Source organism: Mycobacterium hainanense (assembly GCF_041890355.1).
Lineage (GTDB): Bacteria > Actinomycetota > Actinomycetes > Mycobacteriales > Mycobacteriaceae > Mycobacterium > Mycobacterium hainanense.
In genome coordinates, this window is the sequence record NZ_CP169059.1 from 3,606,737 (window position 1) to 3,626,683 (window position 19,947).

The 19,947-nt window shown below is 71.2% G+C and carries 19 protein-coding genes; 4 read left to right on the forward strand and 15 right to left on the reverse strand.

Going from position 1 to position 19,947, the window contains the following annotated elements:
* Positions 1–6: 6 nt before the first annotated feature.
* The gene (locus ACEL92_RS16560) at positions 7–690 is read left to right on the forward strand and encodes a B-4DMT family transporter (protein WP_374021812.1); all 684 of its coding nucleotides are present in this window, start codon (positions 7–9) and stop codon (positions 688–690) included.
* On the opposite strand, the gene aroQ is transcribed toward ACEL92_RS16560, so the two are convergent.
* The 9 genes from aroQ to ACEL92_RS16605 form a co-directional block, all read right to left on the reverse strand.
* The gene (gene aroQ / locus ACEL92_RS16565; protein ID WP_374021813.1) at positions 687–1,139 is read right to left on the reverse strand and encodes a type II 3-dehydroquinate dehydratase; all 453 of its coding nucleotides are present in this window, start codon (positions 1,137–1,139) and stop codon (positions 687–689) included. The two genes, ACEL92_RS16560 and aroQ, sit on opposite strands and share 4 nt — an antisense overlap.
* Complete coding sequence (gene aroB, locus ACEL92_RS16570; protein ID WP_374021814.1) at positions 1,136–2,227, reverse strand: 3-dehydroquinate synthase; 1,092 nt, start codon at positions 2,225–2,227, stop codon at positions 1,136–1,138. Before aroB ends, aroQ begins: the two co-directional genes overlap by 4 nt.
* The gene (locus tag ACEL92_RS16575; protein ID WP_374021815.1) at positions 2,224–2,760 is read right to left on the reverse strand and encodes a shikimate kinase; all 537 of its coding nucleotides are present in this window, start codon (positions 2,758–2,760) and stop codon (positions 2,224–2,226) included. The genes aroB and ACEL92_RS16575 overlap by 4 nt, the downstream gene beginning before the upstream one ends.
* Positions 2,760–3,965 carry a chorismate synthase gene (gene aroC / locus ACEL92_RS16580; protein WP_374021816.1) on the reverse strand — a complete coding sequence of 402 codons (1,206 nt, stop codon included), beginning with the start codon at positions 3,963–3,965 and terminating at the stop codon, positions 2,760–2,762. The genes ACEL92_RS16575 and aroC overlap by 1 nt, the downstream gene beginning before the upstream one ends.
* A gap of 63 nt (positions 3,966–4,028) precedes the next feature.
* Positions 4,029–5,639 (reverse strand): ABC transporter ATP-binding protein, encoded by a 1,611-nt coding sequence (locus ACEL92_RS16585; RefSeq protein ID WP_374021817.1) that lies wholly within the window; start codon positions 5,637–5,639, stop codon positions 4,029–4,031.
* A gap of 12 nt (positions 5,640–5,651) precedes the next feature.
* Positions 5,652–6,473, reverse strand: a complete 822-nt coding sequence (locus ACEL92_RS16590) for an ABC transporter permease (protein ID WP_374021818.1) — start codon at positions 6,471–6,473, stop codon at positions 5,652–5,654.
* A complete protein-coding gene (locus ACEL92_RS16595) occupies positions 6,470–7,432 on the reverse strand; it encodes an ABC transporter permease (RefSeq protein WP_374021819.1) in 963 nt (320 codons plus the stop codon). The genes ACEL92_RS16590 and ACEL92_RS16595 overlap by 4 nt, the downstream gene beginning before the upstream one ends.
* Complete coding sequence (locus ACEL92_RS16600; RefSeq protein WP_374021820.1) at positions 7,432–9,021, reverse strand: ABC transporter substrate-binding protein; 1,590 nt, start codon at positions 9,019–9,021, stop codon at positions 7,432–7,434. The genes ACEL92_RS16595 and ACEL92_RS16600 overlap by 1 nt, the downstream gene beginning before the upstream one ends.
* Positions 9,022–9,028: 7 nt before the next feature.
* Positions 9,029–10,222, reverse strand: a complete 1,194-nt coding sequence (locus ACEL92_RS16605; RefSeq protein WP_374021821.1) for an acyl-CoA dehydrogenase — start codon at positions 10,220–10,222, stop codon at positions 9,029–9,031.
* A 192-nt stretch (positions 10,223–10,414) separates the two neighbouring features.
* Between ACEL92_RS16605 and ACEL92_RS16610 the strand changes: the two genes are divergently transcribed.
* The 3 genes from ACEL92_RS16610 to ACEL92_RS16620 are packed head-to-tail and all read left to right on the forward strand — an operon-like array spanning position 10,415 to position 13,671.
* Positions 10,415–11,338: a luciferase gene (locus ACEL92_RS16610; protein ID WP_374021822.1), complete on the forward strand. Its 924-nt coding sequence runs from the start codon at positions 10,415–10,417 to the stop codon at positions 11,336–11,338.
* Positions 11,335–12,612 (forward strand): NtaA/DmoA family FMN-dependent monooxygenase, encoded by a 1,278-nt coding sequence (locus ACEL92_RS16615; RefSeq protein ID WP_374021823.1) that lies wholly within the window; start codon positions 11,335–11,337, stop codon positions 12,610–12,612. The genes ACEL92_RS16610 and ACEL92_RS16615 overlap by 4 nt, the downstream gene beginning before the upstream one ends.
* A 3-nt stretch (positions 12,613–12,615) precedes the next feature.
* The gene (locus tag ACEL92_RS16620; RefSeq protein ID WP_374021824.1) at positions 12,616–13,671 is read left to right on the forward strand and encodes an LLM class flavin-dependent oxidoreductase; all 1,056 of its coding nucleotides are present in this window, start codon (positions 12,616–12,618) and stop codon (positions 13,669–13,671) included.
* Here ACEL92_RS16620 and ACEL92_RS16625 read toward each other — a convergent pair.
* The 6 genes from ACEL92_RS16625 to ACEL92_RS16650 form a co-directional block, all read right to left on the reverse strand.
* Positions 13,664–14,083, reverse strand: a complete 420-nt coding sequence (locus tag ACEL92_RS16625) for an A24 family peptidase (protein ID WP_374021825.1) — start codon at positions 14,081–14,083, stop codon at positions 13,664–13,666. The genes ACEL92_RS16620 and ACEL92_RS16625 overlap by 8 nt on opposite strands.
* A 111-nt stretch (positions 14,084–14,194) precedes the next feature.
* On the reverse strand, positions 14,195–15,031 hold the full coding sequence (locus ACEL92_RS16630) for a shikimate dehydrogenase (RefSeq protein WP_374021826.1): 837 nt from the start codon (positions 15,029–15,031) through the stop codon (positions 14,195–14,197).
* Positions 15,009–16,250, reverse strand: a complete 1,242-nt coding sequence (gene mltG, locus ACEL92_RS16635; protein ID WP_374021827.1) for an endolytic transglycosylase MltG — start codon at positions 16,248–16,250, stop codon at positions 15,009–15,011. Before mltG ends, ACEL92_RS16630 begins: the two co-directional genes overlap by 23 nt.
* Positions 16,243–16,752, reverse strand: coding sequence for a Holliday junction resolvase RuvX (gene ruvX / locus ACEL92_RS16640; RefSeq protein ID WP_374021828.1), 510 nt, complete (start codon positions 16,750–16,752; stop codon positions 16,243–16,245). The genes mltG and ruvX overlap by 8 nt, the downstream gene beginning before the upstream one ends.
* Entirely contained in the window at positions 16,753–19,446 is a 2,694-nt protein-coding gene (gene alaS, locus ACEL92_RS16645; protein ID WP_374021829.1) for an alanine--tRNA ligase, read from the reverse strand. It abuts the gene before it with no gap.
* Between the two features lie 91 nt (positions 19,447–19,537).
* Positions 19,538–19,927 (reverse strand): secondary thiamine-phosphate synthase enzyme YjbQ, encoded by a 390-nt coding sequence (locus ACEL92_RS16650; protein ID WP_197498726.1) that lies wholly within the window; start codon positions 19,925–19,927, stop codon positions 19,538–19,540.
* Positions 19,928–19,947: the final 20 nt, after the last annotated feature.

A 19,947-nucleotide genomic window follows, 5' to 3' on the forward strand; every position in this document is an offset into this window, starting at 1 on the left:
TTGCCCATGAGGTCCTGGATGCTGCGTGGATTGGTCTACGCCGCGGCAATGATTGTCGTTCGCTTGCTCCAAGGCGCGTTGATCAACGCGTGGCAGACGCAGGCCGGGCTCTTCAGCGTGGTGCTGCTCGTGCTGTTCGTCATCGGCGTGGCCGTATGGGGGGTATTCGACGGCCGGGCCGACGCCATCGCGAACCCGGACCCGGACCGGCGCCGGGACCTGGCGATGACGTGGCTGCTGGCCGGCCTGGTCGCGGGCGTCCTGTCCGGTGCCGTGTCCTGGCTCATCTCGCTGGTCTACAACGGCCTCTACACGGGTGGGCTGATCAACGAGGTGACGACGTTCGCGGCGTTCACCGCCCTCTGCGTCTTCCTGCCCGGGATCATCGGTGTGACCATCGGCCGTTGGCGGGTGGACCGCAATCCCCCGCCCCGGCAGAAGGGAACGGACGAGGAGCGCGCCGACACCGACGTGTTCTCCGCGGTGCGCGGTGATGACGCGCCGACCGGTGAGATTCCCACCGCGGGGGCCCAGCACGAGGAGCGGACCGCGTCGGTCGCCACGGCCGAGCGGGACGCGCCGACCGAGAGGATCGACACCGCGGCCGACCACGAGCCGAAGACCGAGGTGATCCGCACCGACGGCGGCGACGACGTCACGAAGCCGGGCGCGGAGCCGAAGAAGAACTAGCCCTCGGCGGCTTCCGCCAGGTAGCGCAGGGCGAGCAGATAGCCCTGGATGCCCAGGCCCACGATCACCCCCGTCGCAACGGGGCTCAGGTATGAGTGGCGCCGAAACTCCTCGCGGGCATGCACATTGGAGATATGCACCTCGATCAGGGGCGCGCGCAGCTCGGCGCACGCGTCGCGCAGCGCCACCGATGTGTGGGTGAGGCCGCCGGCGTTGAGGATCACCGGCTCACCCGCATCGGCCGCCGCATGGATCCAGTCCAGCAGCTGGCCTTCGCTATCAGTCTGGCGTACAACGGCTTTCAGGCCGAGTGCGGTGGCCTCCCGCTCGATGAGCGCAACCAGTTCGTCGTGCGTCGTGTCGCCGTAGACCTCGGGCTCCCGGCGGCCCAGCCGACCCAGGTTCGGGCCGTTGATGACTTGCACGTTGACGTTGCCGGTGGTGGTCATCGGGCCCCTTCTTCGTCCGACAGCCCCGCGTACGCCGCGGCCAGCAGCGACGGGTCGGGCCCGGCCAGCCGGCCCGGCTTCGCCAGCCCGTCGAGGACCACGAACCTGAGCACACCGGCCCGCGACTTCTTGTCCTGGGCCATGTATTCCAGCAACTGCGGCAACGCGTCGGCGTCGTAGGCGACCGGCAGCCCCAGCGCCGACAGGACGGTGCGGTGGCGTCGCGCGGTGGCGTCGTCGAGCCGGCCGGCAAGGCGGGCCAGCTCCGCGGCGAACACCAGCCCCACGGACACCGCGGCACCGTGGCGCCACTCGTAGCGTTCCCTGCGTTCGATCGCATGCGCCAACGTGTGGCCGTAGTTGAGGATTTCGCGCAGCTCCGACTCTTTCTCGTCGGCGGCGACCACCTTCGCCTTGACGGCGATCGAACGCCGGACCAGTTCCGGCAGCACGTCACCGGCGGGGTCCACGGCGGCCTGCGGGTCGGCTTCGATGATATCGAGGATCACCGGGTCGGCGATGAACCCGGCCTTGACCACCTCGGCCATCCCGGCGACGAGTTCGTTGTGCGGCAGCGTTTCCAGGGTCGCCAGGTCGACCAGCACCGCCCGCGGCTGGTGAAACGCGCCCACCAGGTTCTTGCCCGCGTCGGTGTTGATGCCGGTCTTGCCGCCGACGGCCGCGTCGACCATGCCCAGCAGCGTGGTGGGAATGTGCACCACGTCGACGCCGCGCAGCCAGGTGGCGGCCGCGAACCCGGCGACGTCGGTGGCCGCACCGCCGCCCAGGCTGACCACCGCATCTTTGCGGTCAATGCCGATGCGGCCGAACACTTCCCAGAGGAATCCGACGACCGGCAGGTCTTTGCCGGCTTCGGCGTCCGGGATCTCGATACGATGCGCGTCGACGCCCTTGTCCGCCAGTCGGCTTCGGATCGCTTCCGCGGTGTGTGCCAGCACCGGTTGGTGCACGACCGCCACCCGGTGCCGGTCGCAGAGCAGCTCGACCAGCTGGTCGCCGAGGTCGGTGCCGATGACCACCGGGTACGGCGGGTCGACGGCGACCTCGACGGTGACTGGCGCGGTCATGTTGCGGCCTGCGCGTGAGCGTTCTGCGGCTTTTGCAGCCGAGACACGATGTAGCGCACCACCGCACCGGGATTGCGGCGGTTGGTGTCGACCCGGATCGTCGACACCCGCCGGTACAGCGGGGCCCGCGCGGCCATCAGCGCACGGAATTTCTCCGCGCGGTCCGGTCCGGCGAGCAGCGGGCGCACGGTGCTGCCGCCGGTGCGCCGCACGCCTTCGCTGGCGCTGATCTCCAAGTAGATGACCGTGTGGCCGGCGAGCGCCTCGCAGACTCCCGGGGTGGTGACCGCGCCGCCCCCGAGAGAGACGACGCCGTCATGGTCGGCCAGCGCGGCACGCACCGCGTCCTCCTCGATGCGGCGGAACTCCTGCTCGCCGTCCGTGGCGAAGATGTCGGCGATGCTGCGCCCGGTCCTCTGCTCGATCGCCGCGTCGGTGTCGAGGAACTCGACGCCGAGCGCCTTGGCCAGGCGCCGCCCGATGGTGGACTTGCCCGAGCCCGGCAGCCCGACGAGTACGGCCTTGGGCGCCATCAAGCGGTCCCCCGGGCGGCCGGCGCTTCCCGGTCGGCGACGGCGCGCTGATACGCCTCGATGTTGCGGCGGGTTTCGGTGAGGGAGTCGCCGCCGAACTTCTCCAGCGCCGCGCGGGCGAGCACCAACGCCACCATGGCCTCGACGACCACGCCGGCGGCGGGCACCGCGCAGACGTCCGAGCGCTGATGGATGGCGACGGCCTCGTCGCCGGTCGCCATGTCGACGGTGGCCAGCGCTCGCGGCACGGTGGAGATGGGCTTCATCGCGGCCCGCACCCGCAGCGGCTGGCCGTTGGTCATGCCGCCCTCCAGCCCGCCGGCGCGGTTCGTCGAGCGGACCACGCCGTCGGGGCCGGGATACATCTCGTCATGCGCGCGGCTGCCTCGCCGGCGCGCGGTCTCGAAGCCGTCGCCGATCTCGACGCCCTTGATGGCCTGGATGCCCATCACGGCGGCGGCGAGCTGGCTGTCCAGGCGGTTGTCGCCGCTGGTGAACGAGCCCAGGCCCACCGGGAGGCCCAGTGCCACCACCTCGACCACGCCGCCGAGGGTGTCGCCGTCCTTCTTGGCCGCCTCGATCTCGGCGATCATGGACTTCTCAGCCTCCTTGTCGAAGGCGCGCACGGGACTGTCGTCGATCGCGGGCAGGTCTTCCGGGCGCGGCGGCGGGCCGTCGTAGGGCGCCGACGGGCCGATCGCGATGACGTGGGACAGCACGTCCACGCCCAGCGCCTGGCGCAGGAAGGACCGCGCGACCGTGCCCACCGCGACGCGGGCGGCGGTCTCCCGCGCGCTGGCCCGCTCGAGGACCGGGCGGGCGTCGTCGAAGCCGTACTTGAGCATGCCGGCGTAGTCGGCGTGGCCCGGTCGCGGACGCGTGAGCGGTTCGTTGCGGGCGATGTTGGCCAGCTCCGCCGGGTCGACCGGGTCTGCGGCCATCACGGTCTCCCACTTGGGCCACTCGGTGTTGCCGATCTCGATCGCGATCGGGCCGCCCAGCGTGACGCCGTGGCGGACACCCGAGAGCACGGTCACCGCGTCGCGCTCGAACTTCATCCGTGCGCCGCGGCCGTAACCGAGCCGGCGGCGGGCCAATTGGTCGGCGATATCGGTGGAAGTGACCTCGACGCCGGCGACCATGCCTTCGAGCATGGCCACCAGCGCACGGCCGTGCGACTCCCCTGCGGTGATCCAGCGCAACACCCGGACATTCTCCCATGTCGGCTTCCGAAACCCGATTCGCGCAGGCCAGGCCGCGACCTCCGGTCACTTCAGGACGGCGGGCGTCGGGTGCGCGAGCCGCCGCCCCGGGATCGCGTCCAAAAGCGCGCGGGTGTGCTCCGAGGCCGGCGCGGCGAACACCGCTTGCGTCTCGCCGCTCTCCACCATCCGCCCGGCCCGCAACACCACGACTCGGTGCGCCACCCGCCGGACCACCGACAGGTCGTGCGAGATCAGCAGGTAGGTCAGGCCGAGTCGCTCCTGCAGTCGCGACAGCAGGCCGACGATCTGCTCCTGCGTGACGACGTCGAGCGCCGACAGCGGCTCGTCGAGCAGCACGATCTGCGGTCGCACCACCAGCGCGCGGGCGATCGCGACGCGCTGGCATTCGCCGCCGGAGAGCTCGGCCGGCCGCCGGTCGAGCTTGTCGGAGGCCAGGCCGACGTTCGCCATGGCCTCGGCGATCCGCTGCGCCCGCTGCCAGGCGTCGCGCAGCCCGGAGGACCGCAGCGGGGTGTCCAGGATCTGGCGCACCGTCCAGCGCGGATCGAGCGCGGAATCGGGGTTCTGATACACGAATTGAATGTCGCGCCAGTGCGCGCGGCGCGCCCGCGCGGACAGCGCGGCGACGTCTCGGCCGAGCACCCGGACCGTCCCCCGGCTGGGCCTGAGCAGCCCGATGATCATCTTCGCGGTGGTCGACTTGCCCGACCCCGACTCCCCCACCAGCGCGAGCGTCTCGCCGCGCCGGACGGTGAAACTGACCTCCTCGACGGCGGTGTGCCTGCCCCGCCCGCCGGCCCGGAAATCCCTCCCGACGCGCGTGAGTTCGATGACGCCCTCGCCCGCGGGCGGCGGGCCCGTCGGGGCGGCCGCGCCCAGGCGCCGGACCAGCTCGGCGGCGTACTCGGTGCGCGGGGCCGCGATGATCGCGTCGGACCCGGCGTCCTCCACGACGGCGCCGTCACGCATGACGACGATGCGTGACGCGTGGTCGCTGGCGACGCCGATGTCGTGGGTGATGAACACGACGGTGGTGCCGTGTTCGGCAACCAGCCGGTCGAACACCCGCAACACCTGGCGCGCAACGGTGACGTCGAGGGCGGACGTTGGCTCGTCGGCGACCAGCAGCCCCGGATTGAGCCCGAATGCGATGGCGATGAGCACCCGCTGGCGCATCCCGCCCGACAGCTCGCCCGGATACTGCTTGAGCCGCTGTTCGGGACGGTCGATCTCGACCCGCTCCAGCAGTTCGACGCAGCGCCGCCGGGTACCGGCCCGGCCGAGCTTGCGGTTGTGCAGCGCGAAGATCTCGGCGAGCTGGGAGCCGATGGTACGTACCGGGTTCAGCGACGCGCCGGGGTCTTGCGGCACCAGCCCGACGGCGCTGCCGCGCAGGCTGCACCATTGGCGCTCGGTCAGGCCGAGCAGGCTGCGCCCGCCGATGGACAGTGAGGACGCGGTGACCGTGGCCGCCGGCGGCAGCAAGCCGACCACCGTGTTGGCCAACGACGTTTTTCCCGAACCGGATTCGCCCACGACGGCGACGAATTCGCCGGCGCTCACCGTCAGGTCGACATCGTTCAGCGCCACCTTGGGGACCGGGCCCGGGTAGGTCACGGTGAGGCCCGACACGTCGAGCAAGGGCTGCGGCATACGGGTGTCCGATCAGATCCGGTTGGACGCCAGCACGCGCCGGCTGACGGTGCCGAGGGCGAGGATGACGAGCAGGATCACCGCACCCGGCAGCGTGGTGAGCCACCAGGCGGTCGCGAGGTAGCGGCGGCCCTCGGCGACCAGCAGGCCCCACTCCGGGGTCGGCGGCGGGGCGCTGTAGCCCAGGTAACCCAACGCCGAGATCAGCAAGATCGCGCTGCTCAGGTCGATGACCGCCAGGGTCACCACGGCGCCCACGGCGTTGGGGATGACGTGACGCCGGATCACCGACCACCGCGTCTCCCCCGACAGGAACGCGGCCTCGACGTAGTCGAGCGCCCGCACCCGCAGCACCTCGGCGCGAAACACCCGGGCGAAGATCGCGATCGACCCGATGCCCACGCCGATGCCGACGGACAGCGGGCCGGGGCCGTAGGCGGTGACGATCCACACCGAGATCAGGAAGCCCGGCAGCGCCAGCAGCACATCGGACAGGCGCATGCCGACGGCGTCGACGACGGGGCCGGACACGCCGGCCAGGACGCCGATCACGCTGCCGATGAGCAGGCCGACGGCCACCGCCAGGCCCGCGGTGGCGATGGTGTGCGAGGTGCCGTAAATCACCCGGGTCAGCACGTCGCGGCCGAGGTGATCGGTGCCGAACCAGTGCGCCGGGCTCGGCGGCCGGAACTTGTCGACCGGCCTGCCCTTCAATGGATCCCGGGAGGTGAACAGGCCCGGAGCCACGGCCCACGCGACGACCAGGACTAGAAGCGCCACCGAGAGCCGGACCGACCAGGGTGTCCGGCGCCGAATGGTCGGCGGAGCGCTCATCCGAAACTGCCCAGGCGGGTGGCGAAGCCGCGGCGCTGCGACTTGGTGACGCGGGGGTCGAGGATCGGATAGATCAGGTCGACCAGCAGGTTGGCCGCGACGATGACGACCGCGGTCAGCAGCACGAGGCCCTGGATGAGCGAGATGTCCTGATTGGACACCGCCTGGAGCAGCACGGAGCCCAATCCGGCGCGGGAGAACACGGTTTCGGTGACGACGGACCCGCCCAGCAGCGCGCCGACGGTCGTCGCCGTCACGGTCAGTGCGGGGCCCGCGGCGTTGCGCAGCACGTGCCGGCGCAACACCCACCCCGGGGTGCCGCCCTTGGCCCGGGCGGTGTTGACGTGCGGCAGCGCCAGCGTCGCCTCCACATTCTTCAGCAGGACCTGCGCGATGGGCGCCGAGATGGGCACGGCCAACACCAGCGCCGGGACCAGCAGGGCGGCGAACGAACCGTCGGGGAACAGCGAGATCAATCCCAGCTGAACCGAAAAGATTTGCAGCACGACCAGTCCCAGCCAAAACGTGGGGACTGCCCCGAACAGCGGCGGCAAGGCCCGCACCAACGATCGCACCGGGGCGACCGTCGTGGCCAGCACCATGATGGCCGCGGCGAGCAACAGCGCGAGCGCGGTGGCCGTCGCCGCCAACTGCAGGGTTTGCCCGATCACCCCGCCGATACGGTCGGTGACGGTCTGCCCGCTGGACAGCGAGAAGCCGAAATGCCCGTGCAGCAACCCGGTGAGCTGCGAGACGTACTGCACCCACAGCGGTCGGTCGTAGCCGTAGAACGCCTTGACCTGGGTGACGATGTCGGGGTTGAAATAGCCCTCGCCCTTGGCCACGAAGATGGTGGCCGGATCAGTCGGCAGGATGCTGACGCCGACGAACACTAGCGTGAAGGCCAGCAGCAGTACGAGCACCGACTGGCCGACCCGGGCGAGGACGTAGCGCAGCATCATGCCTTCCAGGCGCTTTGCAGCAACGGCTCGGTGTAGCGGGTGAAGTCGAGGTGGACGTTGGGTGCGGCGGCGTGCACCTGCACCTCGTCCCACAACACCAGCGCCAGTTGGTCGTCGATGATGGTGCGCTGCTCGCGCGCGACGACGTCTTTGAGCCGGACGGGGTCGGTCTCCTTGAGTTCCTCGTCGGCAAGGGCAATCAGGCGGTCGTTCTTGGCGAAGGTGAGGTTGCTTTTCGGGCGGCCGAACAGCAGGCCGAGCCCGATGTTGTATTGGATGCGGGTGCCGAACAGCGGCGTCGACGGTTGGGTCGCCGAGGCGTTGAAGAAGGTCATGTCGCCGGCCCGGTTCTGCAACGCGACACCCAGCTCGCGCCACTCGGATTCGATGAACTCGAACGCCGGGCGGAACACCACACTCTGATTCGACGCCGCCAGCGAGAGATTGAGCTTGTGGCCGTCCTTTTCGCGTATCCCGTCGCCGCCGATCTTCCAGCCGGCCTCGTCGAGCAGCTGGGCCGCCTTCTGCGGCTGGTAACCGATGTCGGCGCTGACGTTCGCGAACAGCGGATCGTCGTGTCCCAGTACCGAATCGCTGGCCCGGTAGCTGTCGGACAGCACGGTGTCCACCACCGCCTTCCGGTCGATGCCGAGCTGCAGCGCGCGGCGCACCCGCACGTCGGCGACCACCTGGTTGTTGATCCGCATCCCGACCAGGTTCGCGGTTTCGGCGGGCGCTGCGACCGAGATCACTTGCAGGCCACCCTGTTTGAGCGCCGGCTCGTCGGTGGGCTGGATTCCGCGGGCAACGTCGACCTGGTGGGACTGGACCGCCCCCGCGCGCAGCCCCGGCTCGGTGATCACCCGGAACACCACGGTGTCGAGGTAGGCGGCGCCATGATTGGGCCACGACTCGGGCGCCCACGCGTAATCCGGGCGCTTCTTGAGCACCACCTGCTGGTCCGGGATCTGCGACTGATACACGAACGGCCCGGAGCCCACGACGTTTTCGACCTTCGCCTGGTGCGCGTAGTCGAGCGCCAGCGTCACCGGCGAGCGGATCCCCGAGCGGCTGTACGACAGCACCTTGTAGAAGTTGGTGTTGGGCCGGTTGAGGAACACGGTGACGACGTTGCCGTCGACCTCGCTGCGGTCGTAGCCGACGAAGTCGGCGAAGGCGGGCATTTTCTTGGCCGGATCACCCTTGCCGAGCTGGTCGAAGTTGGCCTTGATCACCTCGGCCGTCACCGGGGTGCGGTCGCTGAACGTCACGCCGTCGCGGATCGTGAAGCTGTACCGCGTGGCGTCGGCGTTGCGGGTGAACTGCCGGGCCAGCCAGCCGTGCACGGCGTCGGTTTTCGGGTCGACGTACACCACGCGGTCGAGCAGCTGGAACATCAGGTTGTTGGCGCTGTAATTGGCCGCCATGGTGTCGGTCACGAAGGACACGTCGGAGTAGGTGAGGGTGCCGCCGCGCACCGGCGCGCCGGTGGGCCCGCTGCTCGGGGGGTGGCGGTGCCCCGCGCACCCGGCCACCACCAGCGAGACCAGGGCGACCAGCGCCGCCGCGCGCGTGCAGACCCTCACGACCGGATCAGAAGAAGCTGGAGTCGGGCAGGTCCGCGCCGTTGACGGCGATGTCACCGAGCACCCGGGCCTTGTAGATCGTCGGGTTGTGGGAGAACAGGGTTCGCAGGTTGCGCCAGTGCCGGTCCAGCACCGCCGACGCCTGGACAGCGGAGGCGCCCCCGGCGTCGAAGACGCGCGACGCCGCCCGCAACGCGGGCTCCTGGATCGCGACCTTGACCCGCGCGGCGGCGATGGACGCCGCGGCTTCGAGCTCGGGATCGATTCCGGTGCCGCGGGCGGCCTCCAGCGCGGGGGCGAGCTCGGCGGCCGCGGCGCGCACCAGCGCCTGCGCGGCGTAGGCCACCGCGTCGATCTCGCCGACGATCTGCAGCAGCTGCGGGTCGGCGGTGGGGTCGTCGACGGTGGCGAAAGTGTAGGTGCGGCGCCGCCCGCGCACCAGCGCGGCCGCGTCAGCGGCCAGGGCGCGCAGGATGCCGGCGGCGACCGCGTGCAGGTACAGCTGCACCAGCGCGCCGCGGGCCCGGTTCACCCCGATCGTCGCACCGAGCGGGAACACCTCGTCGGCCTCCACCACGACATCGTTGAAAACCGTTGTTCCGCTTCCAGTTTGGCGTTGGCCGATGCCGTCCCAGTCGTCGAGGTGCTCGACGCCGGCCCGGTTCACCGGGATCACCACGGCCGTCGGCGAGTCGTCGTCGTCCTGCGCGGTGATGCGCAGGTAGTCGGAGAACTGCGCGCCCGTGCTGTAGAACTTCCTGCCGCGCAACCGCAGTCCGTCGGCGGTGGCGACCAGCCGGGTGTCGCGGTTGTTGCCGCCCACCGACTTCTGGCTCTGCTCGGCGTTCGCGCCGCCGATCAGCCCGCCCTCGGCGACCACCGCGATCCAGCGGTCGCTGCCCGGGCGTTTCGGTTTCAGCTGCAGCTCCTCGACCAGTGCGTAGTGGATGCGCAGGATGTGGGCCAGATCCGGGTCGGCCGCGGCGAGCGCGATGAGGTGGTCGAAGAACTCCGGCACGGTGTAACCCGCCCCGCCCAATTCGCGGGGCAAGCGCACCGCACCCAGCCGGTGATCGCGCACCAGTTTCAGGCCGCGCAGGGGCGGTTCGGTCCCGCCGTCGGCAAGGCGCAGACGGTAGTCCGCGGCGATTTCGGCGAGGACGTCCTCGGCCGGAACGTCGGTACCAGAGCCAACGGGCATGCGCGTCAAGACCTTCCACGTGGGGGCGGTGTTTGTGTGGACCAGCCCCACAAGGTAGGCGGCTGCCGGCGCCACCGGCAACGGTTTACACCGTCACAATTTTTAAGTGAGCGACCCTGTGCGCAGCCGTTTTTCGGCCCCGCGGCCGCACCGCCGTTGCATCGCCGGCGCGCCCACGTAGCCTCGGGATTCGTGTCCTTAACCTTGGGGATCGAGACCGCCGGCGACGGGATCGGCACCGGCCCGCGCGCACACGGCTTCGCCGCGCTGGCGCGCAGGCTGGAATCCGCCGGTGTGCACTACTGGGTGGTGGGCGCCGACCGCGGCGAGCCGACCGGCGCCGCGCCCAGCCTGGACGCGTCGCTCGTCGCCACCGTGGCGGCCCGGCACACGGCCGCGTTGGGCCTGGTGGTCGCGGCGTCCGCGCACCGCGACCACCCCTACAACCTGGCGCGCCGGTTGCTGTCGGTGGACCACGCCGCCCACGGGCGGGTCGGCTGGTTCGCCCTCGACGCCGACCACCGCATCGGGCTGAACGCCGCCGCGGCCACCTGGACCGGCGCCCCCCTGGGTCCGGCCCACACCACCGAGGTGATCGCCGCGGTGCGAACCTTGTGGCGCACATGGCCGTACGCGTCCATCGTGGGTGACCGCGCCGCCGGCGTCTTCGCCGACGTCGCCCAGATCCGGCGCGCGGACACCGACGGCACCTACCGCATCGCCGGGCCCCTGAACGTTCCCGGGTCGGTGCAGGGCGACCTGCCGGTGTGGCGGCACCCCGGACCGGGCGCCCGAGAGGCCGACCTCGTCGTTGTCGAGGACGGTGCCCCGGTGCCGCCGGCCGCCGTGGTGCGGTTGCGCGCGGTCGACGACGCGGCGCTGGACCGGGTGGCCGGCACGCCCGGCGCGGTCGGCGCGCTGCTGCGCGTGCCGCCGGCGGCGCTGCCGGCCGTGCTCGAGGACCTGCTGCCGTCGGCGCGCCGCCGCGGCGCCGTCGCCGCCCCCGGTAGCGGCACGCTGCGGCAACGGCTCGGGCTGCCGGCGCCAGCCGCACCGGACCTCTCGACGCATCGGCTCGCCTATGATTCCCAGCAGGACGCGGCGGTGCGGCTGTGAACCCGCGCGAGCGCGGCCTCACGCTCAACGTCAATGTCCTCAACCTCGGCATCCACACCGCGTCGTGGCGCCGGTCCACCGAGAGGCCCGCCGCGTTCAGCGACCCGGGCTACTACGTCCGGATGGCCCGGATCGCCGAACGGGGCACCTTGGACGCGCTGTTCCTGGCCGACGGGCCCGCGTTGCGCGACCACCCGGCGCTGCGCCCGTCGCAGGCGCTGGAGCCCAGCGTCATCCTGGCGTCGGTGGCGGCCGAGACCGAGCACCTGGGGCTGATCGGCACGCTGTCGTCGACGTTCAACGACCCCGTGGAGCTCGCGCACCGGTTGCTCAGCCTCGACGAGCTCTCCGGCGGCCGGTTCGCCTGGAACGTCGTCACCACCTACTCCGAAGCGGCGGGCGTCAACTTCGGCCTCGACGACCTCCCGGACCGGGCCAGCCGCTACCGGCGGGCCGCCGAGTTCGTCGACGTGGTCCTGGCGTTGTGGCGCGACGCCGCCGCCGGTGCCGGCGGCATCGACCATCGCGGCGACTTCTTCGCTGTGACAGGCTCATTGCCGCAAGGGCCGTCGCCGCAGGGCTACCCGCTGTTGGTGCAGGCCGGCGGCTCGCCGCAGGGGCGCGAGCTCGCCGGGCGGGTGGCCGACGCCGTGTTCAGCGCCGAGCTGGACCTGGACGCCGGCCTCGAGCACTACCGGCTCGTCAAGGACGTCGCCGCCGCCCATGGGCGGGGCCGCGACGCGGTGCGAATCCTGCCGGGGCTGATCACCACCATCGGCAGCAGCCGCGCCGAGGCCGAGCGGCGCTACGAGGAGCAGAACGCGCTGCTGCCCGCCGGGCACGACGTGGCGCGGCTGTCGCAGACCCTGGGCGAGGACCTCTCGGGGTTGCCGCTCGACGAGCCCATCCCCGCGCGCCTGCTGGGCGCCGTGCCGTCGGACGCCGTTGGCTCGCTGGGCTTCCGGGAATCGGTGGTGCGCCTGGTTACCGGCCGCGGACTGACGCTGAGGCAGACGCTGCGCGAGTTCAGCGGATCGGGGCATCGGGTGATCGTCGGGTCTCCCGTCGACGTGGCCGATACCATCGAGCGGTGGTTCGTTGCCGGCGCCGCAGACGGTTTCAACCTGATGCCCGACGTCTTCCCGGACGGCCTGGAGGTGTTCGTCGACGAGGTGGTGCCAATTCTGCGCTCCCGCGGCCTGTTTCGCGCGTCGTACGCGGAATCGACCCTGCGCGAGCGGCTCACGGGTACCCGCTTCATCGCGGCGGCCTGACCCATGCACCTGTGGTATATCCCGAACACCGTCGAGCCCGGCCACCGCGGTGACGACACCGTGGCCGGCTGGGGCAGCCTGGACTACTCGGTGGATCTGGCGCTGCGCGCCGAGCGGCATGGCTGGGGTGGCGCGCTGATCGGCACCGGTTGGGGCCGGCCGGACACGTTCACCGTCGCCACCGCGGTCGCCGCCCGCACCACCAACTTCACCCCGCTGGTGGCCGTGCGGCCCGGCTACTGGCATCCGGCGCACTTCGCCAGCGCAGCGGCCACGCTGGACCGGCTCAACGACGGCAAGCTGTTCATCAACATCGTCAGCGGCGTCGACGATCCGGCCGCCTACGGCGATACCGAACTGGACAAGTCCCGTCGCTACGACCGCACCCGCGAGTTCATGCGGCTGATCCGCCGGCTGTGGCACGAGGACGACGTCACGTTCCACGGCGAGTTCTTCCGGGTCGACCACTCGACGCTGCAGCCGCGGCCCTTCGGCGCCGCCGACGGGCGGCACCCCAAGCTCTACTTCGGTGGGGCGTCGGCCGCCGCGGAGCAGGTCGCGGCCACCGAGGCCGACGTGCAACTGTTCTGGGGGGAGCCGCTCGACGGCATCGCCGAGCGCGTCGAGCGGCTGAAGTCGTTGTCCCGCAAGCTCGGCCGCGAGCACCCGCCGCTGGAGTTCGGCCTGCGGATCACCACCCTGGTGCGCGACACCTCGGAGGAGGCGTGGCGCGACGCCGAGGCGAAGGTCGCCACCCTCGCCGGCGCGCCGCGGGTGCTGAGCCTGCACAACGCGGGCGCGGCCGAGGGACAGCGACGGCTGAGCGATCTCGCCGAGCGCGGCGAGGTGCTGGACTCGTGCCTGTACACGACGCCGAGCAGGTACGGCGGGGAGGGCGCCGGCACGACGTGGCTGGTGGGTTCGGCGGCCGAGGTGGCCGCCGCGCTGCACCGCTACGCCGACCTGGGCATCACCCACTTCGTGCTGAGCGACACCCCGTACAAGTCCGAGGTGGTCCGCCTCGGCGAGCAGCTGCTACCGCTGCTGCCCGTCACGTGAGCGCCGCCATGCCGACGGCGGCCGCGCTGGCCAGGCACATCGACGGGCCGTGCGGCACCGTCCGGGCGCCGAGCAGCGCCGCGAACAGCGTCGTCAGCAGCGGCGCCGCCACAGCCGCCAGGAACCAGACACCGGCGCCGAAACAGCCGGCCAGCGCCCCCAGGCCGATCGCCAGCTTGACGTCGCCCGCGCCCATCCCCGCCGGGGCGAGCGAATGCACCAGCAGATAGGTCGCGGTCAGCGCCAACGCACCGGCCAGTGCGGGCCAGCCGCGCCCGGCCACCGCGGCCGCCAGCAGGACCACCCCGGCGCCGGGCAGCGTCAGCCAGTTCGGCAGCCGACGCCGGGCGACGTCGTATCCGCTGAGCGCGCCCATCCAGACCAGCACCACGACCGTCGCGGCCATTCGCATGGGTTCTCCTGTGCGCGCCGCGAGTGTGGGGCTGCGCACGAATCCCGCGGCGGATTCGTCCGCAGGCCCCACGCCCGGCGGTTGATCCGGGGACATCCGACGCGCGAGACGTTAGCCGAGCGCGGCGGTCATGGCCTCCCGCGGAGCGGGCAGCCCTGTGAATAACTCGACTTGGGTGAACGCCTGGTGCAGCAGCATCTGCACGCCGCTGATCACGCGGCCGCCGGCGGCGGCCACCGCGGCGGCCAGCGGCGTGGGCCACGGGTCGTAGACCGCGTCGAGCAGGACCGGGATGGCCGCGAGGGTGCCCGCGTAGCGCGCCGCGACGTCCGCGGGGACCGTGCTGACCAGCACCTCCGCGGCGGCCACCGCCGCGCGCAGGACGGCGTCGTCGTCGATGTGCACGAATCGCGTCGGGACCCCGATCCCGGTGCCCAGCCCCACCAGCCGGGCGGCCTTGTCGGGGTTGCGCGCGACGACGGTGATGGCGGTGACGCCCAGCTGGGCCAGCCCCGCGACGGCCGCCGGCGCGGTGCCACCCGACCCGCACACCAGCGCCGGGCCGGCCGCCGATCCCAGCGCCCCCGCGACGCCGTCGATGTCGGTGTTGTCGGCCCGCCAGCCGGCCGCCGTGCGGACCAGGGTGTTGGCCGAACCCACCCGCTCGGCCCGCTCGGTGCGCTCGTCGGCGAAGCGCAGCGCGGCGAACTTGCCCGGCATGGTCACCGACGCCCCCACCCATTCGGCGCCGAACCCGCCGACGACTGCGGGCAGCCGCTCTGCGTCGCATTCGATGCGCTCGTAGGTCCAGTCCAGCAGGCCCAGCGCCCGGTAGGCAGCCAGGTGCAGCTGCGGTGACTTCGAGTGGGCGATCGGCTTGCCGAGCACCGCCGCTTTGCGGGGTCCAGCGCCCGGGCCGGGCGCCCTAACGGGCCGAGTCGAGGACACCGTTGCGCTTAGCCAGCTCGATGTTGGCCAGATGCTGCTGATAATCCTTGGTGAACAGCGTCGTCCCCTGGGCGTCGATGGTGACGAAGTACAGCCAGTCGCCGGGCTCGGGATGCTCGGCGGCGTGCAGCGCGTCGACGCCGGGCGAACAGATCGCCGTCGCGGGCAACCCCTGCGACACGTAGGTGTTCCAGGGCGTCTTCTGGGCCCGGTCTGCGTCGGTGGTGGCCACCTCCCGGCGGTCCAGCGGGTAGTTGACCGTCGAGTCGAATTCCAGCGTGTGGTGGGCGTGCAGGCGGTTGTAGATCACCTGGGCGACCTTCGCGAAGTCCTGCGACTTGGATTCCTGCTCCACCAGCGACGCCACCACCAGGATGTCGTAGGGCGACAGGCCCATGGCCTGGGCGGTGTCCACCAGCCCCGACTTCGCGTATTCGACGGCCCCGGCGCTGATCAGGCCCGACAGGATGGTCTCCGCGGATGCGGAGGGGTCGACGTTGAAGGTTCCCGGCGCGATCAGCCCCTCGATCCGGCGATGGTCCTTGCCGAGCTCGGTGAACGGTTCGACGGCCCAGGGCGGCACCGCCAGCGCGGCGGGCGTGCTGTTGGTCGCCGCCGCCCGCAGCTCCTCCACCGCGATGCAGTGCTGGTTGCCGTCGAGGGTCACGCAGGTGGCGCGGGAGATCAGCGTCAGGATCCCCGGCGTCACCACATTGGTCTTCATGTCGGTGGTGTCGTCGAGCTGACGGCCCTCCGGGATGACGAGCCGGCCCACCCGGCTGTTCGGGTCGGCGAGCCGCGCGACGGCGTCGGCCGCCGGGATCTCGGTGCGCATCCGGTAGAAGCCGGGCTGGATCGAGGAGATCTTGCTGTTGCCGTGCGCGGCGTTGACGAACGCCCGGACGGTCTTGACCACCTGCTCGTGCTGCAGCGTCTCCCCGACGTTGGTGGTCGAGTCACCGTCCTTGATCTGAATTACGGTGTCCTGCTTGCCATTTCCAGCGTAGTCGTCGTCGACCCCGAAGACCGTGTGCCACAGCTTGGCGCCGACGACCACGCCCACCAGCACGACTACGGCCACGACCGCGAGCACGATCTTGCCGGCGAACCGCCGCCGGCGTCGCCCCCGCTCGGCGCGGTTGCGGGCGACGCGGCTCCTCTTCCGTGGCGAACCGACCGTTTCGGGCTCGGCGCGTTGCCGCCGTGCGCTGTCAACCATCGGCGCGCTCCCCCGCCGTCAGGGTGGCGCGGCGCTGATCGAGCCAGCTCTGCAGGATGGCCACCGCGGCGGCCTGGTCGATCACCGCCCGCTGTTCGCGGGCGCGGACGCCGGCGGCGCGCAGCGAGCGCTGCGCGCTGACGGTGGTCAGGCGCTCGTCGGCCAGCCGCACGGGCGTGGGGGCGATCCGCTGGGCCAGCATGTCGGCCAGCTCCATCGCGTCGATCGCCGACGGACCGGTGCGGTCGGCCAGCGTGCGCGGCAGCCCGACGACCACCTCGACCGCCCCGAGCTCGGCGGCCAGCTCGGCCAGCCGCCGCACATGCTTCCCGGAGCGGTCGCGGCGCACGGTTTCCACCGGCGTCGCCAGAATTCCGTCGGGGTCGCTGCAGGCGACGCCGATGCGCACGGTGCCGACGTCGATGCCGAGCCGCCGCCCCCGCCCGGGATCCTGGTCAGGGTCGCCGGGCCGGTCGGGCACGCGATGCTGTGCCGGCCCCACTCAACCGACCCGCGCTATCTCGGAGCGGACCGCCTCGAGCGCCGCGTCGATGCGGCTGGGGTCCTTTCCGGAACCCTGCGCCAGGTCCGGCTTGCCCCCGCCGCGGCCGTCGACGGTCGCGGCGAGCTGCTTGATCAGGTCGTTGGCGCGGAGCCCGAGGTCCTGGGCGGCCGGGTTGGCGGCGACCGCGTACGGCACGCTGCCCCCCTCGCCCTCGGAGATCAGCGCCACCACGGCGGGGTCGCTGCCCAGCTTGCCGCGGATGTCGCCCACCAGGGAGCGCAGGTCGCCGGCCGTCATCCCCGCCGACATGCGTTGCGCCACCACACGGACGTTACCGATACGCTCCGCGCCGGCCGCCGCGTTGGTGGCCGCGGCGCGCGCGCCGGCCAGCCGGACCCGTTCGAGCTCTTTTTCGGCGGCCTTGAGCCGCTCCACCAGGCCGGCCACCCGGGCGGGCACCTCGTCGGACGGCACCTTCAGCGACGAGGCCAGCCCCGCCATCAGCGCGCGCTCCTTGGCCAGGTGGCGGAACGAGTCCAGCCCGACGTAGGCCTCCACCCGGCGGACGCCGGAGCCGACCGACGATTCGCCCAGGATGGTCACCGGCCCGATCTGAGCGGAGTTGTGCACGTGGGTGCCGCCGCAGAGCTCGAGCGAGAACGGTCCGCCGATCTCGACCACCCGCACCTCGTCCGGGTAGGCCTCGCCGAACATCGCCATCGCACCCATCGCCTTGGCCTTCTCGAGCTGCTCGGTGAACGTGTGCACCTCGAAGTCGGCCTGGACGGCCTGGTTGGTGACCTCTTCGACCTGGGTGCGCTGCTCGTCGGACAGCGGGCCCTGCCAGTTGAAGTCGAAACGCAGGTAGCCGGGGCGGTTCAGCGATCCCGCCTGGACGGCGTTGGGGCCCAGCACCTGTCGCAGCGCGGCGTGCACCATGTGGGTGCCCGAGTGGCCCTGGGTGGCGCCCCGGCGCCATTCCGGGTCGACCGCGGCCACCACGGTGTCACCCTCGACGAATTCGCCGGACTCGACGTTGACCCGGTGCACCCACAGGGTTTTCGCGATCTTCTGCACGTCGGTGACCGCCGCGCGGGCGCTCCCGCTGGCGCCCGTCCCGCTGATGGTGCCCTCGTCGGCGATCTGCCCGCCGGACTCGGCGTAGAGCGGGGTGCGGTCCAGCACCAGTTCGACTTGCTGCGCCCCCTCGGTGCCATGCGTGACGACCGGGACGCGTTTGCCGTCCACGAAGATGCCCAAAATCGCTGCTTCGGAGGTCAATTCGTCGAAGCCGGTGAATTCTGTCGGGCCGGCGTCGACCAGCTCCCGGTAGGCGCTCAGATCGGCGTGCGCGTGCTTGCGGGCGGCGGCGTCCGCCTTGGCGCGGCGGCGCTGCTCGGCCATCAGTTCCCGGAAGCCGATCTCGTCGACCTGCAGGCCGGCCTCGGCGGCCATCTCAAGGGTCAGCTCGATCGGGAAGCCGTAGGTGTCGTGCAGCGTGAAGGCGTCCGAGCCCGAGATCGCTTTGGCCCCGGCGGCTTTGGTGGTGCCTGCGACCTCGTCGAACAGCTTGGAGCCGGCGGCCAGCGTGCGGTTGAACGCGGTCTCCTCGGCGACGGCGATGCGCTTGATCCGGTCGAAGTCGGCGACCAGTTCGGGATATGACGGCCCCATCGCGTCGCGCACGGTGGCCATCAACTCACCGACGATGGGGCCGTTGATGTCGAGCAGTTTCGCGGAGCGGATCACCCGGCGCAGCAGCCGGCGCAGCACGTAGCCGCGGCCGTCGTTGCCGGGCGTGACGCCGTCGCCGATCAGGATCGCCGCGGTGCGGCTGTGATCGGCGATGACGCGGTAGCGCACGTCGTCCTCGTGGTTGCCCACGTCGTACCCGCGCGGCGCGCGGGCGGCCACGGCGTCGATGACCGGCCGCACCAGGTCGGTCTCGTAGACGTTGTGCACGCCCTGAAGGATGAACGCGACGCGCTCGACGCCCATGCCGGTGTCAATGTTCTTGCGGGGCAAGGGGCCCAGGATTTCGAAGTCGGTCTTGCCGGTGCCCTCGCCGCGTTCGTTCTGCATGAACACGAGGTTCCAGATCTCGATGTAGCGGTCTTCGTTGGCCACCGGGCCGCCGCCAACCCCGAACTCTTCGCCGCGGTCGTAGTAGATCTCCGACGACGGGCCGCACGGGCCGGGGATGCCCATGGACCAGTAGTTGTCTTCCATGCCGCGGCGCTGGATCCGCTCGGCCGGCAGCCCGGCGATCTCCTGCCACAGCTGCACGGCCTCGTCGTCGTCGAAATAGACCGTCGTCCAGATTCTTTCGGGGTCCAGGCCGTAGCCGCCCTCGGACAGCCCGTTGGTCAACAGGGTCCACGCCAGCTCGATGGCGCGGCGCTTGAAGTAATCGCCGAACGAGAAGTTGCCGGCCATCTGGAAGAAGGTGTTGTGCCGGGTGGTGATGCCCACCTCGTCGATGTCGGGCGTCCGGATGCACTTTTGGATGCTGGTGGCCGTCGAGTACGGCGGTGTGCGCGCCCCCAGGAAGTACGGCACGAACTGGACCATGCCCGCGTTGACGAACAGCAGGTTGGGGTCGTCGAGGATCACCGATGCGCTCGGCACCTCGGTGTGGCCCGCCTTCACGAAATGATCAAGAAACCGCTTCCTGATCTCGTGTGTCTGCACTTCTGGTCCGCTTCTTCCTTGTGCTTTTTCGTGCTTTTTCGCGTGAATGTCTATTCCAGCGTATTCGCTGGAGTAGCTGGCTACCGGGCCGCTAACCCTCCAGAAAGCTCAGCCGCACCGAGCGTTGCGGGTTGTCCCGATTCAGATCGACCAGCACGATGCTTTGCCAGGTGCCCAGCATCGGCTCGCCGCCGGAGACCGGCACGGTCACCGACGGGGCGACCAGCGCCGGCATCACGTGGTCCGCGCCGTGGCCCGGCGAGCCATGCGAGTGCCGATACCGGTCGTCGCGCGGGAGCAGCCGTTCGAGCGTGTCGAGCAAGTCGTCGTCGGAGCCGGCCCCGGTTTCGATGATGGCGACCCCCGCCGTCGCGTGCGGAACGAACACATTGCACAGGCCGTCGCCCCTCGACCAGCAGAAGCCCCGCACCGCCTCGGTCAGATCGACGATGCGGCGCCGGGAAGTGTCCACATCCAGCACGTCGGTATGCATCCCGACCA

Coding starts and splice junctions, on each gene's coding strand:
- ACEL92_RS16575 (WP_374021815.1), bottom strand. CDS start 2,760: ATGGCGCCCAAGGCCGTACTCGTCGGGCTGCCGGGCTCGGGCAAGTCC.
- ACEL92_RS16585 (WP_374021817.1), bottom strand. CDS start 5,639: ATGCCGCAGCCCTTGCTCGACGTGTCGGGCCTCACCGTGACCTACCCG.
- ACEL92_RS16625 (WP_374021825.1), bottom strand. CDS start 14,083: ATGCGAATGGCCGCGACGGTCGTGGTGCTGGTCTGGATGGGCGCGCTC.
- ACEL92_RS16560 (WP_374021812.1), top strand. CDS start 7: ATGAGGTCCTGGATGCTGCGTGGATTGGTCTACGCCGCGGCAATGATT.
- ACEL92_RS16595 (WP_374021819.1), bottom strand. CDS start 7,432: ATGCTGCGCTACGTCCTCGCCCGGGTCGGCCAGTCGGTGCTCGTACTG.
- mltG (WP_374021827.1), bottom strand. CDS start 16,250: ATGGTTGACAGCGCACGGCGGCAACGCGCCGAGCCCGAAACGGTCGGT.
- aroB (WP_374021814.1), bottom strand. CDS start 2,227: ATGACCGCGCCAGTCACCGTCGAGGTCGCCGTCGACCCGCCGTACCCG.
- ACEL92_RS16620 (WP_374021824.1), top strand. CDS start 12,616: ATGCACCTGTGGTATATCCCGAACACCGTCGAGCCCGGCCACCGCGGT.
- aroQ (WP_374021813.1), bottom strand. CDS start 1,139: ATGACCACCACCGGCAACGTCAACGTGCAAGTCATCAACGGCCCGAAC.
- ACEL92_RS16605 (WP_374021821.1), bottom strand. CDS start 10,222: ATGCCCGTTGGCTCTGGTACCGACGTTCCGGCCGAGGACGTCCTCGCC.
- ACEL92_RS16590 (WP_374021818.1), bottom strand. CDS start 6,473: ATGAGCGCTCCGCCGACCATTCGGCGCCGGACACCCTGGTCGGTCCGG.